At 57.0% G+C, this 15,652-nt stretch carries 22 protein-coding genes; all 22 read left to right on the top strand.

Translation table 11 applies throughout. The annotated features are described in order from the left end of the window. The first annotated feature begins 7 nt into the window (after window positions 1–7). Window positions 8–277, top strand: a complete 270-nt coding sequence (locus tag HRF49_07650; protein MEP0814522.1) for a hypothetical protein — start codon at window positions 8–10, stop codon at window positions 275–277. Then, window positions 274–2,328: a hypothetical protein gene (locus tag HRF49_07655; protein ID MEP0814523.1), complete on the top strand. Its 2,055-nt coding sequence runs from the start codon at window positions 274–276 to the stop codon at window positions 2,326–2,328. The genes HRF49_07650 and HRF49_07655 overlap by 4 nt, the downstream gene beginning before the upstream one ends. Next, window positions 2,325–2,765: a hypothetical protein gene (locus HRF49_07660; protein ID MEP0814524.1), complete on the top strand. Its 441-nt coding sequence runs from the start codon at window positions 2,325–2,327 to the stop codon at window positions 2,763–2,765. Before HRF49_07655 ends, HRF49_07660 begins: the two co-directional genes overlap by 4 nt. Beyond that, window positions 2,762–5,092, top strand: a complete 2,331-nt coding sequence (locus HRF49_07665; protein MEP0814525.1) for a hypothetical protein — start codon at window positions 2,762–2,764, stop codon at window positions 5,090–5,092. The genes HRF49_07660 and HRF49_07665 overlap by 4 nt, the downstream gene beginning before the upstream one ends. Continuing rightward, window positions 5,089–6,378, top strand: coding sequence for a hypothetical protein (locus tag HRF49_07670; protein MEP0814526.1), 1,290 nt, complete (start codon window positions 5,089–5,091; stop codon window positions 6,376–6,378). Before HRF49_07665 ends, HRF49_07670 begins: the two co-directional genes overlap by 4 nt. Before the next feature lie 28 nt (window positions 6,379–6,406). Further along, the gene (locus tag HRF49_07675; protein MEP0814527.1) at window positions 6,407–6,715 is read left to right on the top strand and encodes a hypothetical protein; all 309 of its coding nucleotides are present in this window, start codon (window positions 6,407–6,409) and stop codon (window positions 6,713–6,715) included. Continuing rightward, window positions 6,708–7,109: a hypothetical protein gene (locus HRF49_07680; protein MEP0814528.1), complete on the top strand. Its 402-nt coding sequence runs from the start codon at window positions 6,708–6,710 to the stop codon at window positions 7,107–7,109. Before HRF49_07675 ends, HRF49_07680 begins: the two co-directional genes overlap by 8 nt. Beyond that, window positions 7,106–7,756 (top strand): CHAP domain-containing protein, encoded by a 651-nt coding sequence (locus tag HRF49_07685; protein MEP0814529.1) that lies wholly within the window; start codon window positions 7,106–7,108, stop codon window positions 7,754–7,756. Before HRF49_07680 ends, HRF49_07685 begins: the two co-directional genes overlap by 4 nt. Before the next feature lie 6 nt (window positions 7,757–7,762). Next, window positions 7,763–9,223, top strand: coding sequence for a hypothetical protein (locus HRF49_07690; GenBank protein ID MEP0814530.1), 1,461 nt, complete (start codon window positions 7,763–7,765; stop codon window positions 9,221–9,223). Further along, window positions 9,220–9,426 (top strand): hypothetical protein, encoded by a 207-nt coding sequence (locus tag HRF49_07695; GenBank protein ID MEP0814531.1) that lies wholly within the window; start codon window positions 9,220–9,222, stop codon window positions 9,424–9,426. Before HRF49_07690 ends, HRF49_07695 begins: the two co-directional genes overlap by 4 nt. After that, window positions 9,419–10,042: a hypothetical protein gene (locus HRF49_07700; protein MEP0814532.1), complete on the top strand. Its 624-nt coding sequence runs from the start codon at window positions 9,419–9,421 to the stop codon at window positions 10,040–10,042. Before HRF49_07695 ends, HRF49_07700 begins: the two co-directional genes overlap by 8 nt. A 219-nt stretch (window positions 10,043–10,261) precedes the next feature. After that, window positions 10,262–10,513 carry a hypothetical protein gene (locus tag HRF49_07705; protein ID MEP0814533.1) on the top strand — a complete coding sequence of 84 codons (252 nt, stop codon included), beginning with the start codon at window positions 10,262–10,264 and terminating at the stop codon, window positions 10,511–10,513. 48 nt (window positions 10,514–10,561) lie between these two features. Further along, window positions 10,562–10,912, top strand: a complete 351-nt coding sequence (locus HRF49_07710; GenBank protein MEP0814534.1) for a hypothetical protein — start codon at window positions 10,562–10,564, stop codon at window positions 10,910–10,912. Window positions 10,913–11,533: 621 nt separating this feature from the next. Beyond that, a complete protein-coding gene (locus HRF49_07715; GenBank protein MEP0814535.1) occupies window positions 11,534–11,839 on the top strand; it encodes a hypothetical protein in 306 nt (101 codons plus the stop codon). Then, window positions 11,829–12,308: a hypothetical protein gene (locus HRF49_07720; protein ID MEP0814536.1), complete on the top strand. Its 480-nt coding sequence runs from the start codon at window positions 11,829–11,831 to the stop codon at window positions 12,306–12,308. Before HRF49_07715 ends, HRF49_07720 begins: the two co-directional genes overlap by 11 nt. Continuing rightward, window positions 12,308–12,787 carry a hypothetical protein gene (locus tag HRF49_07725; GenBank protein MEP0814537.1) on the top strand — a complete coding sequence of 160 codons (480 nt, stop codon included), beginning with the start codon at window positions 12,308–12,310 and terminating at the stop codon, window positions 12,785–12,787. Before HRF49_07720 ends, HRF49_07725 begins: the two co-directional genes overlap by 1 nt. Next, window positions 12,784–13,062 (top strand): hypothetical protein, encoded by a 279-nt coding sequence (locus HRF49_07730; protein MEP0814538.1) that lies wholly within the window; start codon window positions 12,784–12,786, stop codon window positions 13,060–13,062. The genes HRF49_07725 and HRF49_07730 overlap by 4 nt, the downstream gene beginning before the upstream one ends. Then, window positions 13,049–13,726, top strand: coding sequence for a hypothetical protein (locus HRF49_07735; GenBank protein ID MEP0814539.1), 678 nt, complete (start codon window positions 13,049–13,051; stop codon window positions 13,724–13,726). The genes HRF49_07730 and HRF49_07735 overlap by 14 nt, the downstream gene beginning before the upstream one ends. 1 nt (window position 13,727) lies before the next feature. Continuing rightward, window positions 13,728–14,786 (top strand): phage recombination protein Bet, encoded by a 1,059-nt coding sequence (bet, locus tag HRF49_07740; GenBank protein MEP0814540.1) that lies wholly within the window; start codon window positions 13,728–13,730, stop codon window positions 14,784–14,786. Window positions 14,787–14,809: 23 nt separating this feature from the next. Next, complete coding sequence (locus HRF49_07745; protein ID MEP0814541.1) at window positions 14,810–15,112, top strand: hypothetical protein; 303 nt, start codon at window positions 14,810–14,812, stop codon at window positions 15,110–15,112. After that, window positions 15,109–15,441, top strand: a complete 333-nt coding sequence (locus HRF49_07750) for a hypothetical protein (GenBank protein ID MEP0814542.1) — start codon at window positions 15,109–15,111, stop codon at window positions 15,439–15,441. Before HRF49_07745 ends, HRF49_07750 begins: the two co-directional genes overlap by 4 nt. Beyond that, window positions 15,438–15,581, top strand: coding sequence for a hypothetical protein (locus HRF49_07755; protein ID MEP0814543.1), 144 nt, complete (start codon window positions 15,438–15,440; stop codon window positions 15,579–15,581). Before HRF49_07750 ends, HRF49_07755 begins: the two co-directional genes overlap by 4 nt. The last annotated feature ends 71 nt before the right edge of the window (window positions 15,582–15,652 follow it).

Raw genomic sequence — 15,652 nt, forward strand, 5'->3', positions numbered from 1 at the left:
CCAGCGCTTGACCTATGCGATTGAAAACGACAATGGCGAGAAGGAACTTTTCAGCGGCTGTCCGTGGAAACGGATACCGCGGCTCGCGCTCGCGCAGTTCTGCGTCAACCTATTCGTGCATTACCGGAATGGCTTTCTACCCGGCCCCGGCGGAATTGCAGATCAACCCCATTGGCTCGTTCAGGCGCTTAGCATCCTGTCGAACGAATACAGCGAAATGGAAAGTGAAAAACAGGAGCGTCAGAATCAGGCGCTTAACCGGGGGCTTGGCCGATGAATAAAGAGCAGGTCGAAATCCTGGTGAAGCTGAAAGACGAGATGAGCAAGACGCTGAAAAATATCGACAGCAACGCGAAGCGGTCGATGCAGAGCGTCAGGGAATCCACGATGAACGCGGCGAAGGCATATGCGTGGCTGGCCGCAAAGGTATTTGTGGTAATACAGGCCTTGCGTGGATTGGGGCGATTTATCTCTAGTTCGATTGCCGACTACAACGCAGAGGCGGACGCGATAAACAAACTCAACGCCGCCATGCAGGCGCATGGGGTTTACACCGAACGAGGTTCAAAGAAACTCCAGCGATTCGCATCCGAAGTACAGCGTCTGACCACTATTGGGGATGACGCGGTCATTAACCTATCAGCGCAAATCGCCGCGATAACGGGGCTGGGCGAGGATGCACTGCCAACCGCTGCAAAGGCGGCGATTCAACTCAGCAAGGCCTATGGGGTTGATTTGAATGCCGCCGGTACGTTGTTGGCCAAAACGCTTATATCGGATGTCAATGCCCTTGCGCGCTATGGCGTTCAAGTCGATATGACACAAGACGCACAGGGGCGATTGAATCAACTGCTCGCAAACTCAACAGCCGGTTGGGTGATAGCGGAACAGGAAACTAAAACATTCAGCGGCGCAATGGCGCAACTTAAAAACTCATGGGGCGACTTCAAGGAGGTTGTCGGCGGATGGATTGCAGAATCCCCGATGGTGCAGGACGCACTTAAAAATATACGCACAAGCGTCGACGAACTTAATGCCGTTGTCACCGGTGAGGGTGACAAGGGCAATCTCGGCAAGGCCATCGAGGTAGTAAAGGAAGCATGGGCGCAGGCGTTGCCCGGCTTGCTTTCGGTCTGGGAAACGCTTAAGGCCGAATTTCTCGATATCTTCGGCGAAACAATCGACTGGTTCAAGGAAAACTGGCCCCTCATATTGGCGACAATAAAAGTAGTAGGGGCCGCCATTTCCGAATGGTGGAGCGCGTGGGGGCCGACGCTTACTAATATATTTCAATTGACTTGGAACACGGTCAAGGTTATTGTGAAGGTTGCGCTCGATACAATCCTGGGGATCGTCAAGGTAGCGATGCAGCTCATTACGGGCGACTGGAGGGGCGCATGGAATACAATCCTTGAAACGTCGAAAAGCATCTGGAACAGCATCAAACAATTTATCAGCGACCAGTTGAATGTCATAAAGAATATCGTCAAAAACGCGCTCGATTGGATTCACGGAAAATGGCTGTGGCTGAAGGATAAGCTGGTCGGCCATTCGGTTGTGCCCGATATGGTCGACGCGATAGTATTCGAGTTTGACCGGATGGGGGTTTCGATTAAGGCGCTCTCGGAAAAGAACCTCGCGGGCGTGTTGGATGTTCACCGAAAGTTTGCGGCGGAACTGTATGACATATTGACCAGCGTTCCAACCGCCGAAGAATTACTTATAGATGAGGCGCTTATGGGTGGACCGCCCCCGCTGCGGTCCCCGATGTCGCCTCCGTCGGGCAGGTTTGCGATGATTGGGAGGGTGGCGGGCCTGATTAATTCGGCCCGAATCCGCGGCCCCCGCAGGTTGGTGGGTGCAGCACCTGCGGACTCGGCCGGAGGGCCGGGCGCACCTTCTTTCGGCTCGAATTTCATGCGGTCGATAACGGAGCAAATCCGTGATCCGCAATTCGGTTCCGCACTAGGCGGCGCGCTTACGGGCGGCGGCAGCGGGTTGATCGACCTGCTGGGCGGTGTCGGGGGCGGCGCGGTTTCGAGCGCGGTATCCGGCATTGCATCGCTCGGCGCATTCGCGGGGCCGCTGGGCGCGCTCGCCGGTTCGCTCTTTACCGGATTGTTCAGCGGCCTTCGTAAGCTTTTCGGAAGCGGGCGCAAGCCACAGGAACAGCCGAAGCCGGTTGATGTGCGGGTTGTCAACAGCGGCGATATTGCAATGGCGCTCTTGAACGCCGTCAAGGGCAGGCTGTTGGGCGCGGCGGCTCCCGGCAATGCTTCGCTCGCGGCGCAACTCCACGGACAGGCCGCAAGGGTAGGTGCGATGTGACGCTCGCGCGCAACGAAATCTCGATACTGGATACCGAAAGCGGCACGGTCGCCACCACTGTTACCCTCAGCCCCGCGAGGCGGCTGAGCGTCGAACGAGATACGACCGTCCTGGAGCGCGATGTGAACGGGACGCTTTACCCCAAAGACGTGCCGTATGCCGGCCCGAAAAAAATTACTATCGAGTTTTATCTGACCAGCCTTTCGCTTGAGGCGATGAATAACCTTTGGGATTTCTGGCGCCGGCGCACGCGCGTAACCGTGACCGATGGGGCCGCGACCGCTTCACCGGACAAAACAACCGACGCATATTTCAAAACATGGAGCGGCATAATTACGTTCATTTCGCCGGAATGTATGTCGCCGCAAAAGTCGGGCGAAGGGCCGTTTACTCTCGAGGTGGAGGTGGACAGCTACACTTATCTGACTATGCCATGAGCTACACCGTTACGATCAGCAATCCCGAATACAACTATTCCGGCGGTACGACCGGGCTGTCGGCAACCGTGCCGGTCAGCGGCTTCGCTATATCGCAGGACCTCGATAGTGTTTCCGTCTGCACCCTCTATATCCGCGTGGACGTGGCCAGTAAATACAGCCTCGAAACCGACGACAGCAACAACCCGCTTCAGCTCAACAGCACGGTTGTGGTTAAGAAGGACTCGGCTTTCTGGTTCCGAGGGTTCGTCCACGCCAAACCGGTATTCGTCGAATTCGAGGACGGGCGGTATCTCGAGGTGACCTGCTGGGGATGGGACGGGATTCTGCTTCAAGCAGCCTGCCCGGACGCAAACGGTTCCTACAAGTGGAGCCTGATTTCGGACACGCAAAAAATAACAGCCGTGCCGCTTAAGGCCTCAAGTAATTTCGGGACATTTCAAGGTGATACGCTCTGGCCCGACCCAGCCGACGCGACAGGCGCTAAGTGCTACACCGACGGCGCGACCGCCGAGCTATACACGTCAATTTCGTCCGGCACCTCACCGCCATTCGGGATAGAGCTCAACACCACGAGCGACCCCGGCTTTCTGCCCGCGGGCTGGATATTAATCGGCTCGGAATGGTTCTATTATTCCGGCGCCGACGATACCGGCACCGCGGGGCGCTGGAAGCTAGGGATCGTGGGGCGGGCCGAACTCGGCACAACCGCGGCCAATCACGATGGCAGGGATTCGGTTCCGACCGGTGATACCGTTACGAACAAGATCGGCAAGCAAATAGGGCCGGAGCCGCCGGAGGTGAAGAACGGCACAACCGTACTGACCTATGGAAAGCAATACACGGTTCATTCCCGTTACGGCTGTTTCGTGCTGGCCGGAACCGCAAGCGGCACCTATACCGGCACCTATTTTGTTTATGATGAGGATGCTTCGCTCGATGCCGGTTCCGTCGTGTATTCGCTCGAAGACATCGTCAAGGCGATCCTGAAGGCGCCTGCGGCCTATGGCGGCGCAGGATTTACGGACAGCGATATCGACTTCGACGTGTTGAATTTATTCGTGACCCGATACGATTACGATCTGGCCGATTCGCCCGAAACCGCATGGCAGGCGATCCATGATGCAATCGCGGCTGTCGGGCTGGAGGATCAGGTTCGTTTCTGGTTCGATCATACGAGCGGGAAATTCCGGCTCGCTATTATGGCGAACGGTGCGGTCGATATCGCGTTGACACACGTCGAGAGAATCGAAAGAGAGCTTTCGATCGAGGATTGCTATTCCGGCGTTATTGTCAAGTATACTGACGACCAGACAACCAATCGGGTACAGCCTGATTTCGCGTGGCACCAGGAGGCAACCGGGAGCGGTGCGGCTCCCGACAATTGGATACGCACAACGGCGGGCGGCGAGAGCTTCAGCTACGGGACAAACACAACGGACACGAGCGCCGGGAATTTCGGGATCGACATGCTTCAGGATGGAAAAACCGGCACGAAGCTCACGGCGGAATTCAGCCACGATCCGGGCGGCGAGGTGGATTTTGCCCACTTCTGGTTCGGCTCCGGTACAACGCCTCCGGAAGTGACACTCGACAAGATCGCAATCGTGATCGGGGTCTATAGAGTCATCGCGGGCTGGAGCCGTAGTACAGAAAACGCCGCCGGAACAATCGTGGTTCGGCTGGATGGCTGTGACGACTACAACACCAGTACGCACACCGGCACATGGCGGCCGCTTGGGTTTTCGATCGAAAAAGCACCGGAGGTATTCGGCACGAATGTCCGGGCCGAAACTACCACATTCGCGAAGCGCGCCGTGAATGCGGTCAGGATTGTCTTCGAGTATATGGCGGGGCCGAAGCAGAGCGGCGATTACTACTGGGCATCGGTGCATGAATTTGAAATCGAAGCCAACAGCACGAGTTTCGTTTTCGTCCAGACGTCCGCGACGGTTCAAAACGATCCGCTGTACTACTATGCAGTAGATGCGCACAAAAAAATGCGGGGGGGCGTAAAATCGAGCGGCGGTGCAGGCTCGCCTCGCGTGCTGGTCTATCCGGTGGGAGCCGCATCCGAAGGCGCGGCGATCTCAATCGGGCGGCAATTCCTGCAGAATAAATTGGCGCTCGCGCAGCGGCGTCACTACGAGTATAAAGGTGTTCTGCCCGCAAAGCCGGAACTGGGCTATACGGTCACGGTTGACGAGGACGGGGATGCAAGCGTGGACTACACGGGCGTCGTGAAGGCCTATAACATCGGGGTCACAAGCGATGGGGTTGAATGCTCGCTGAGTTTGCTCGACACAACGGCGGTGGCGATAGAATGATCAGCAAGGGCGAAATCGGGCGGTTCAGCGCAGCGGTAATCAAGCGGATGATCGAAACGCTTGCCAAGATTCGTCCCGCGCCGCCCACGAGCATCATCAGCGCGCCGCAAATCCTTATACCGGGCAATTCTTCGTCGGAACCTGTGGCCGACCACGGGGCGCTTGACGGCCTCGCGGACGACGACCATAGCCAATACGCGTTGCTGGCCGGGCGCGCGGGCGGGCAGGTATTGATCGGCGGAACCAGCGGCGGCAATTACCTGGATCTGAAAGGGGTCGCAGGTGACACGCTGAAAACGCGCATCGGGGCGAACGCCTTCGGCCTCGTGGATGCGAGTAACAACACGATTGTTGCAGTTACCGGAGTGACCGCAACGGAGACAGTTTTCAACGAGGCTGGGAGTGATATCGACTATCGGTTCGAGGGCGACACCGACCAGTATTTATTGAAGCTCGACGGCGGGACGGATCGCGTCGGGCTCGGCGTCGCGGCACCCGATGAAAAGCTGGACGTGAACGGCAACCTCGCGCTCGCGGAACAGAGCGTAATCGCGAGCGGTACCGCGGGCAAAGCGAAGCTGATCGCAACAGACCAGAACTATCTCGCCTATCGCGACAGCGACGGGCGGGCGCGTAATTTGTCGTTTGCGATGCAGAAGCGCGTGATGCAATGCCTCGCAAATATAGGCCGCACCGATGTTACCGATATCGGAAGCTATGGCGGAGTTACGCTCACGAGCGCGGCGGCCGGGAACGGTGACGATTCGACATCGGCATTTGTGCAGATAACGGCCGACAGGATAGCCGTCACCAGAGCCGGGCTTGTAAGCGCGGAAGCCCTTGTCAAGCGGGCGTGGCTTCCCGAATTCGTCGCGCTGATTCGGACGGGAAGCGACATTACCAATGTCCGATTTTGGATCGGGCTGTTTTCGGGCGTCCCGAACGCCGATGACCCGTCGTTGCACCTGGCCGCATTCCGGTTTTCGACAGGTGTTCCCGATACGAACTGGCAGGCCTGTACGAAGGACGGTACGACATTGCAGGCGAACGATACAGGCGTGACCGTGGCGGCGGATACGGCATATGTTTTACGGCTCGAATACGACGGGACTAATTTTTATTTCTGGGTCAACGACGCTGCGCTGACGATTGAATCGAGCAACCTTCCGGGGACGACGACGGGGCTGTACGTGGGCGTATATATTGAAAATCTCGAAGCCGCGGGGCCGCCACCGACGCCGATGAAGGATGTTTGGTTTTCACGGTGGGCGGTGATGCATAAGTGAAAAAAATATCTATGCGAGGTGAAATGCAATGAAGTTTTGGGCTGCGTTTCGCAAAATCAGGGACGCTGCATTTCGCGAGTTCCTTGACGGTGTTCTGTGGCTGTTTGACTTCTGGTTCAAGCCGGAAATCAAACAACTGCGCGAGTACGCCTGGCAGATCGTTCAGCAGGCGGAAAAGCGACCAGGCAAGGGCATTGCTAAATTCAACTGGGTGAAAGATCAACTCGAACTTTATGTCAACGCTCGGTTGAAGGAATTGAAGAACCCGGCCTACTGGATCAACTTCGTGATCGAATATTCGGTCGGACGATTGAAGAGCGGAGGCGGGAATGGATAGTACAGCAATCCTGATCGGAGCAATCTCGGCGCTCGTGGTGGCGGTTATCGGCGCGCTCGGAAAGCAAGCCCTCACGATATTGCGCGAGATCTTCAAGAGTCAGCGTGAATCTAACGCGGAATTGGCCAACATCGTTGCCGAGGTCAGAAAGCTCTCGAACGGCGAACTGCTAAAGAACAGGCACGAAACCCTGAAAAACCGGGAAATCCTGACCCAGATTGCCGCCTCGCTTGACGGCGTGACAAGCTCGCTTGAAAGCGCCGCTATCTCGCGGGCCGAAACCGCAAAGGTGAATTTGCAAATTCTTTCCGCCGTGCGGGGCTCTGCGGCCTTCAAGGCACATGAAGGTACGGAGAGACGGACGCAATGCGGCCAAGAGGTGATGACACAATGACGCTTGCAGAAAAAGCAGTCGAGATCGCAATCGGTTATATCGGGGTAAAAGAATCGCCTCCGGGTTCTAACCGCGGCCCGCAGGTTGATAGGTTCCTTGCCGCAACCGGATTGTCGGGTGCACCCTGGTGCGCGGCCTTTGTGTTCGCGGTGTACCAAGAGGCGGCAAAAGCACTTCAGGCGCCTAATCCGTTCGCCGACATTAAGGAACCGGCGCGGGCGTTCGCGTACCGCGAATGGGGCAGGCGGCATAATTGCGTCGTCAAGGAAAAGGGCGATCAAAAAAACCATCATTACGCGCCCGGAATGCTGGTCGTGTTCGACTTCAGCCACATCGGAATTGTCGAAAAGGATTTAGGCGACGGCACGGTGCAGACGATCGAGGGGAACACCGACGCGAAAGGCAGCAGAACCGGCGGGCAGGTAATGCGCAAAATCCGCCAACTCAAAAGCGGCGATGTCGTGGTGGGGGTTCGCGAGACCGCGCCGATTAGTTTGCCGCCGAAAGAATCATACATTCGTTTTCTCAACGTCGGCTGGACAGGTGTACTTAGGGATATCCCGATTGACAAACGCTCCGGCCATCCCGATATCATAGCCGCCAACGCGATCACCCGGCACGTCAAGGACGCATTCAATCTCGATTAAGGGGGAATGATGGCATTCGACGTCGCAAACTTCAAGACGATCCGAGACCTACAGGGCAGGCACAAGGGGCAAAGCGCGCTGATTGTCGGCGGCGGGCCTAGCGGGCGCGCTTGGGAATTGCTGGCCCAGAAGATACATCCCGATATCGTGATCGGCGTCAACGGGACAATCTTGAAACTTGGCGACAAAATGGATTATTGGCTGTGCATAGAAGCGCACGCGAATAAAATGCCGTGGTTCTACGCTCCAACGAGAGCGAAGCGGTGCGTAATGAAACGTCTATGGGACGACGTGCCGGACAAGGAAGATGCCTATTTGCTTAACCGGGACACGACCTGCTTCAGCATAAATCATCCGTTTCGGATAAGGGAAATACCGTATTCGGACGGACTGAAATACGAATGGGTTGATCCCGAATGGGCCGAATCGAGCTTTAATATTCGCGAGCCGATAATGGATCGCGACGGCGGGATATCGCTTTTCCAGGGCAGCCACTATACTGATCGCGGCCAGGTCGAGGGCCGATTACGTTCCCGCGACGTCGGAACAGTTATGACGAACGCGATCCATTTCGCCGGCATACTGGGTTGCTCCGACGTTTACACAATCGGGCTGGACCTATATTTTCCAGACGGCGAGCCGAATCACTGGTATCCTGAGCGCGATTACGATGAGTTCGCCGATATAACCGACGTGCTGGGTTATGCTACCTGGGATAAGTCCATGTACGTGCGGCAATACGGGCTGCGCACGACATGGTGGTGGATCGAGGCCGCCAATCTGCTGAAATTGATCAAGCCGCTCATGGAGCGCCAGGGGCTGCGCTGGCACGATTGCAGCAACGGCCTGATTCAAAGAATGGAGGCCCCGAAAATGGGCAGACGGCTTGGCAGTTATCACGACCTGCTGGGAAACTTCGAGGCGAAGCCGCGTGTGCTGGTGGTCGGGGCGGGGCCGTCGGCGCTTCATATCCACCGGATACCGTTCGACCGCTACTCGGTTATTTCGTGTAATTCGGCGGCGCTTTTGGTTTGGGCCGATATCTGGCTGGGCTTCGACCAATACTGCCATCATTTCCCGTGGTTCAACCTGCACAGCGCGAAGCACTACATCATCGGCGGGCCGCTGTGCGAACGGAGCGAACACGACTATTGGGAAATGTACTGGGATCAGTTTTTGCCGGAGAATAAAGAGATCCCGGTTCTAACGAGCGCGACCGTGACCGGGATGGCGTTGCAGGTTGCGGCCATGATGAGGGGAGTCGAGCGGATTGATCTGACCGGCTGTGATTTCGGGAATATGCCGTTTCATTTTTACGACTATGACGAGCCGCCGACGGCGCGCCCAGACGCCAATATGGATCGAATGCCGATCGAGCGAATGCAGATGTTGATTGAACAAGTGAGGACGAGCGGGATCGAGATAAATCATTACGGGCCGACGTGCCTTGCCGTGAGGGAGATATGACGCCGAAAGCGAGATTCATTATCACGATTCATTGCGAGATCGGTGACGAGACGATTGCGCCGCAAACGATCCGGGCCGAATTCAATGACGACAAGTTCTATGCGATTGCGGAAACGGAACGACGGCTGAACCGCTTTCTGGAGCGGATGCTCGTCGGTTACGACGGGCACTTCAACAAAAAGGAAACACAGCCCGATGAATGAATACAAACCGCCGCCCGTTATCTCGCGTTATCTGCGCTGTCCGGAGGACGTGCGGATTGCGCGCTGGTGGCTGGAACAACAGAGCGAGCCCGTGAAGGCGCTCTATATCGGCCCCGCATATGGCGAGGACTTTTATTCGTTTCTGACGATTGGCTTCGGGCTGAAAAACACAATTGAATGGCATGCCGTCGAACTGAACCGCGAGGCCTTCGATTCCCTCGACGATCCGGTCATTAAATTCCTGGGTGTTCAGCTTTTCCTCGCCGATTTCGAGGCTCACGTTTGCGCGACCCCTCATCGGCAATACGATTTGATTATCGCAAACTACTGCTGGCACGCGGCATGGGACGGGTCAAAGCGGCGGCGATTGAAGGCGCTGCTTGATTGCAACCCCGGCCTGTTAATTTGCCGGGACGCCATAACCCAACACTACCAAACGGCGGATAAACTCGAATACCACGCGCTTGTGACGGCGGCTGGCTATCGGGCGCTGCGGCACGTCGACCAGGTGGATTTCAAGCTCGACGCCTGCAAGCGCCGGGACACCGGCTACATCCTTATGCGAACCGGGGCGGAACTACCGGACGATATCTATATCGAGCTTGCACCGACGTAACAAATACCCCGCCCGGTTTTGCCCCCTTCCGGGCGGGCTCTTCCTCCGAGGGAGGCGGAAGTTTTTTTCGACCCCAAAGCCCCAAGCCCGCTGAAGCCGCATCAGCACTAGGTTTTCGCCCCTGAAAACTTTTTTTCAGAATCCTGTCAAAACCCTTGACAAACGGATTTTGAGCCTGTATAATCTCCCCGTGCTCAACCTGAGCACAAGGAGACGAGCATGGCGAAGTCGAAAAGAGCAAGGGTTAAATGCCCCGTTTGCGGGGCAATTCGCGAGGGCCGGATGGGGCAGCCTGACGGGGAGGAGCTTTGCTTCCTTCACGCTCCCGCTCGCCCGCAGATGGTAATCGCGGCGAAAGACGCAATGTCCGACGAAGAATACGCCGCCGAGCAGGAAGCCGAATTCGCGGCGCATCCATACGAGATGCGTTACGACGCGCTGAACCGCACCTGGTACGCCGTCGAAATTTAATTTCAACCCGACCGGCGGCGGGACGGTCCGCCGGAAGAGGGGTTTGAAATGCCGAAAAGAAAGTTGATTCCCGGCGTTGACATACCAACGGTCAATCAGATGATCGCGGCCGGTGAAGCCATCCGAGAGCTCGCCGACATATACAGGTACCTCACCGGGCGACAAGAGACCAGCCCGGTGGACTTGTTGCGCGACATGCTTAACGTCGCCGCTGGCGTCGCCCGCGGCGACGAAGACTCGATCGCCGAAATTGGCAAGTATGAGCGGGATTTGATCCGCGCCGTGATCGGCGCGCGGCCTTGGTATGAAGTGCTACTGCCGGGCCGCGCCGAACAGCAAGCCATTGAAAGTGTCTTCTGGTACGGCGCTTGCAAGCGCCACTACCAGCTCATGCTGTGACAATCGAGAAGTTTTTCAGAGACCGGAATAACCAACCGACCGGCGGCGGGACGGTCCGCCGGAAAAGGAGACGAAGATGTACAAATTCTTGAGCGTGCCAAAGCCGGTGTACGTACCGGCTTGCGCGGCCGGGGCCGCGCCTATTGCGGAGACGCGGAAAAAAATTTATTTCAGCGTTGAGGACCTGCAAAAATGTGACTATGACGGGGACATGCTGGATGAGGCGCGCCCCGTGAAATCCATACCACGCGGAGCGAAGCGAATATTCCGCGTGCAGGGGTATTTCGACTAATCCACAACCCGACCGGCGGCGGGAAAAGGAGATAGCGGATTGAGTAAAAACGATCCCCGCAAAGTGCGCAAGTTAAAGCGCACCCCGAAGCAGAAAATCAGAATCAAGGAACGCGGCGTTATCCGCGAGCGTATTTCAATCTTCAAGGCGCAAGCCGAATTCAGGAGAGCAGATGTATAAGGGAAAGATGCGCGTTGTTCAGTTCGACGGGATAACCGGCGAAATACTTACAGCCTATCCCGCCGCGATCATTCGTTTCGGTTGTCTTGATTGTGGACGCTCTGACTATCAGGGTAAATTTCCGATATTGAATTACTTTGAATATCGGGATGGTTGGAGCAGAAAAACAATTTACAGGAGAGCAGATGCCTAAAACAGCCGTAGCAGAACAACCGGATTTGAACCCGCTCCGCAAATGGGCGGCGGCACAAGGATACGAGAAGCCGGAGGACGTGTACCGGATGTGGCTCAGCGCGGGCCATACCCCGATCCCGTCGCTCGCGAGCTTTCGCAACTGGTGGGATGGGATGATACCGAGTACCGCGTATTTTATGATCCTGGCGATCATTATGGGTGTTGACCCGGCGCAGCTCTCGGTCGAATGGCTGAATTGGGAGGCGCGCAATGCGCGATAAAACTCTTATGCAAATCTGCGCGGACACAACAGTGCCCGGCGATTATCTCGAATCGCTGATTCGCTTTCGAGCGGCAATCAACGACAATCCTCAATTTCCTCCTTCTTCTCACAGGGGGCGCGGCACAGGCACAAAAACCGAAACCGCGCCCCCCAATAAAAAAGAGCCGGATTATTGTGGAGTCCCCAAACCAATCGCTGGAGGCGGCGAACCGGCTCGATTGCCCGGTGCTGGCGGCGCCGGTACTTTTAATCTCGGAGGTGCTATCGAAGAGTCCGCCGGTTTATCCCTTTCGGCCGGGAGCGGAAGTAGTGTGTGGGCGACAGCAAAACCCGCTCCCGGCCCCTTTTGCGATTGGTGCCACAAAGAGCTTCGTCCCTGCGACCTCGTCACAGATATGGACGAGCGCGGGAACGTGGCCGAGTATCACGTTTGGTGCTACGAAATGATTTCAAAGGAGCTGAGTTAATGGCGAAGTCGATGACGATCGAGCGGGCAATCAAGCTGGGAGCCTGCTCCGAAGCAGTCGACTGGGCGAAATCCCAGCGACGGAAACGATTCACGGCGAAGTACTTGATTGCCAACGCGCCGGACGATGCGTCCGCGGTGGACTGGACGCTGTGGTTGTTGTGGCGCATAGATAGGCCGCGTTGCCACAGGCTTCGGGCGTTGTGCGCCCTGCATGTGTTACCGATTTTCGAGGCGCGATACCCAAACGACCAGCGGCCTCGGAAATCAATCGAAGCACAGATTGCGTATGCCGCGAACCCGACGGCGGAGACCGAAAAAAAGATGCAAGCGGCATCGGCTGAGGCAGCTGAGGCGGCTTGGGCGGCTTGGGCGGCTAGGGCGGCTGAGGCGGCTGGGGCGGCTGGGGCGGCTTGGGCGGCTAGGGCGGCTGAGCGCAAGTGGCAACGGGAAATGATTGCAAGGGAGCTGAACCAATGAAGTCAATGCAGCAGACAATCTTGTTTCGAGTCATCAAGGAATCCGCCGCGGGTGTAATCCATCGCGGCCGCAACCAGGACAGCCTTTACGCGGCTCGAAAGGAGACCCCAATAGAGCCAGGCGAGCGCGGGTTCATCCACCTACAAATCACGACCAAAAATGCCCCGCATAGCACGACGGTTGAACATTACGCGCTCGTGCCGTTTAATCTCGATGATAATTTGCAGCTCGGTGAGCTGCTCAAACTCGCGGGAGGTAAAAATGATGGCGAATGAACTTAACATTGCGATTCAACGACCGGACGAGGCGGCGATGAATTCGGGCGCGGCCGCGATGCTGGAGGCTGCTAGACAAATCGTAATTTCGAATGAAGACCAGTACCACCGGGCAGGTGTGGAGCTGCAGGGAATCAAGAAGCGTGCCAAGGAACTGGATGAATACCGCAAAAGCATCACGGCTCCGCTCGACAAGGCCAAGAAATCCATAATGGATTTATTCCGCGCCCCGCTTGAATTCCTGGCCGAGGCCGAAACGGTCATCAAGCGGGCGATGCTGACCTACCAGCAGGCCGCGGAAGCAAAGCGCATCGAGGAAGAAACAAGGCTGCGCGAAGCCGAGGCCGCAAGGCTGGCCGAAGAAAGGGAATTAGCTGAAGCGGGGCTGCTGGACGAGGCCGCAATCGAGCCGCCGAAGCCAATCAAGGCCGAAACACCTGCCCCGAAAGCAATCGGCACTTCGGTGCGGGAGGTGTGGCGCGCCGAAGTGACCGACAAAAAAGCTTTGATTAAATACATAGCCGATAATCCCGCATGGGACTATTTGGTGGAACCGAATATGGCCGAAATCAACGGCCTCGCCAAGATTCAAAAGGGCAGGCTGGCAATCCCCGGACTGCTGGCCACCTGTGAAAAAATCATTGTCGCAAGAGGAGGCATTTAGCATGGCAAACGAGCTTATCAAGTACGAGGGCGACCAGCTGGAATTAATAAAGCGCACGGTCGCTAGAGGGCTGACCGATGACGAATTCCAGCTGGCAATCGCTATATCGGAGCGAACCGGACTGGATTTGCTGTCAAGGCAACTTTACGCGATCAAGCGCAAAGACCACAAGACGGGCAAGGAAACGATGACGATGCAGACCGGCATTGACGGCTACCGGAGCATCGCAGATCGTCAATCGGATTACGCCGGTTCCGACGACCCCACCTACGACGAGGGGCTGACCCAGTACGAGATGATAAGGGCCGGCCGAGCGGTTCCTACAACCGCCACCGTGACCGTGTACAAACTGGTCGGCGGTATTCGCTGTCCCTTTACGGCTACTGCGACCTGGGCTAGCTATTATCCGGGCGACTCCCAGGGCTTCATGTGGCGGAAATTTCCGTTCCTGATGCTGGCCAAATGCGCCGAGGCATTGGCGCTCCGCAAGGGCTGGGCGGCTCATATGCACGGCGTTTACGTGCAGGAAGAAATGGAGCAGGCGTATCAATCAGAGGCCGAGGAAGCGACCACCCCGCCGAGGGTATATCAACGCAAGGCATCGCAGGCTGAACTAAAGGCGGGTGCGGCCGCAACCGAAACGAAGCGGCGGACGATTGCCCATAACGCAGTAGAGCCGCCGGTCGAGCCGGAGGCCGACGAAGGGGAATTCGAGGACGTGCCGCCCCTTGGGGCAAATCCGATTAATCCGACCGGCGATGACGATGAACTTGAACCCGCAATCGAGGGCTTTGCCGATAAGCGCGATGAACTCGTGTATTACTGTGGCGAAATCGAGCGCGCCTGCGGATTCAAGGACGGTGATGTTTTGTTCGCTCTTTCGTCGTTCGAGGGCCGGGACGGAAAAACCATCTGGATGCGCGACCCCTACAAGCCGGGACTCAAGGAGAGCTGGATCGACATGACGCTCCACAAGGCGCATCAGGTATTCGATGCCCTGAAGGACGCGATTGACCCGGTAGCTGCCTACCACCAGGCGCTTCGTGCGATGAAGAAGTAAAAATATTAAGGAGACGTAAGCGAATGAGTGAACTAATCAAGCAAGAGGACGCGGAGCGCGGCGAGCCGAAGCGCATTCCGGTTGACAAGTTCGCCCGCGGCGGTGATTGCCCCGCTTGCGGCCTAGAGCGGCACGTCGTGACCGGGCGCTGCTGCCCGGAATGCACGGCGCTTGAGGACGAGGCCCGCGGCAAACTCGAAACGCTCGTCAAGGGCTGGCCGGGAAATGACGCCGAATTCGAGAAGCGGAGCGAGCGCATCCGCCGTCACTACCGGGAGGATGTCGAGCGGCGCAAGGAACGCGTCGCGGAGGAGAAGGGCGAATGACGATCGAGCAAGCAATCGAACTGGGTGCCTGCTCTGAGGCAATCAAGTGGGCGCAATCGCGGAAGCGGAAACGCTTCACGGCGCAATACCTGATTGCAAACGTACCTGGCGACGCGTCCGCGGTGGACTGGACGCTCTGGCTGCTGTGGCACCTCGATAGGCCGCTCTGCCATCGGCTCCGGGCGTTGTGTGCGCAGCATGTGCTGCCTCTTTTCGAGAAGCAGTATCCAGACGACAAGCGCCCGCGGCTGGCAATCAAGGCGCAGCTCGCGTATGCCGCGAACCCGACAGCGGAGAACGGGGAAAAAAGGAATTCAAAATCTACATGAGCAATAAGCCGTTTCGACTGAATCACAAACGGCGCTCGCTGGTGATTGAATCCGGCGCGAGTGTATGGCCTATTCCGGTCAGCGATGATTTCTGCGAATTCTGGTTTGGTCTTTTGGGCGTAAAGGACACCGCCGAATGAACCACGCCCATATTCCACTTTCGGCCTGCTTCAAGCGCGCCTGGGAAAGAGACGCGGAAATTGACGACCGG

This window comes from bacterium (genome assembly GCA_039961635.1).
In the GTDB taxonomy this organism is placed as follows: domain Bacteria; phylum 4484-113; class 4484-113; order JAGGVC01; family JAGGVC01; genus JABRWB01.

Excerpts from the sequence above, each read along its gene's own strand:
- HRF49_07655 (MEP0814523.1), top strand. The coding sequence starts at position 274 with ATGAATAAAGAGCAGGTCGAAATCCTGGTGAAGCTGAAAGACGAGATG.
- HRF49_07745 (MEP0814541.1), top strand. The coding sequence starts at position 14,810 with ATGAGTGAACTAATCAAGCAAGAGGACGCGGAGCGCGGCGAGCCGAAG.
- HRF49_07670 (MEP0814526.1), top strand. The coding sequence starts at position 5,089 with ATGATCAGCAAGGGCGAAATCGGGCGGTTCAGCGCAGCGGTAATCAAG.
- HRF49_07700 (MEP0814532.1), top strand. The coding sequence starts at position 9,419 with ATGAATGAATACAAACCGCCGCCCGTTATCTCGCGTTATCTGCGCTGT.
- HRF49_07750 (MEP0814542.1), top strand. The coding sequence starts at position 15,109 with ATGACGATCGAGCAAGCAATCGAACTGGGTGCCTGCTCTGAGGCAATC.
- HRF49_07705 (MEP0814533.1), top strand. The coding sequence starts at position 10,262 with ATGGCGAAGTCGAAAAGAGCAAGGGTTAAATGCCCCGTTTGCGGGGCA.
- HRF49_07715 (MEP0814535.1), top strand. The coding sequence starts at position 11,534 with ATGGTTGGAGCAGAAAAACAATTTACAGGAGAGCAGATGCCTAAAACA.
- HRF49_07690 (MEP0814530.1), top strand. The coding sequence starts at position 7,763 with ATGATGGCATTCGACGTCGCAAACTTCAAGACGATCCGAGACCTACAG.
- bet (MEP0814540.1), top strand. The coding sequence starts at position 13,728 with ATGGCAAACGAGCTTATCAAGTACGAGGGCGACCAGCTGGAATTAATA.
- HRF49_07710 (MEP0814534.1), top strand. The coding sequence starts at position 10,562 with ATGCCGAAAAGAAAGTTGATTCCCGGCGTTGACATACCAACGGTCAAT.
- HRF49_07695 (MEP0814531.1), top strand. The coding sequence starts at position 9,220 with ATGACGCCGAAAGCGAGATTCATTATCACGATTCATTGCGAGATCGGT.
- HRF49_07755 (MEP0814543.1), top strand. The coding sequence starts at position 15,438 with ATGAGCAATAAGCCGTTTCGACTGAATCACAAACGGCGCTCGCTGGTG.
- HRF49_07685 (MEP0814529.1), top strand. The coding sequence starts at position 7,106 with ATGACGCTTGCAGAAAAAGCAGTCGAGATCGCAATCGGTTATATCGGG.
- HRF49_07730 (MEP0814538.1), top strand. The coding sequence starts at position 12,784 with ATGAAGTCAATGCAGCAGACAATCTTGTTTCGAGTCATCAAGGAATCC.
- HRF49_07680 (MEP0814528.1), top strand. The coding sequence starts at position 6,708 with ATGGATAGTACAGCAATCCTGATCGGAGCAATCTCGGCGCTCGTGGTG.
- HRF49_07665 (MEP0814525.1), top strand. The coding sequence starts at position 2,762 with ATGAGCTACACCGTTACGATCAGCAATCCCGAATACAACTATTCCGGC.
- HRF49_07725 (MEP0814537.1), top strand. The coding sequence starts at position 12,308 with ATGGCGAAGTCGATGACGATCGAGCGGGCAATCAAGCTGGGAGCCTGC.
- HRF49_07675 (MEP0814527.1), top strand. The coding sequence starts at position 6,407 with ATGAAGTTTTGGGCTGCGTTTCGCAAAATCAGGGACGCTGCATTTCGC.
- HRF49_07720 (MEP0814536.1), top strand. The coding sequence starts at position 11,829 with ATGCGCGATAAAACTCTTATGCAAATCTGCGCGGACACAACAGTGCCC.
- HRF49_07735 (MEP0814539.1), top strand. The coding sequence starts at position 13,049 with ATGATGGCGAATGAACTTAACATTGCGATTCAACGACCGGACGAGGCG.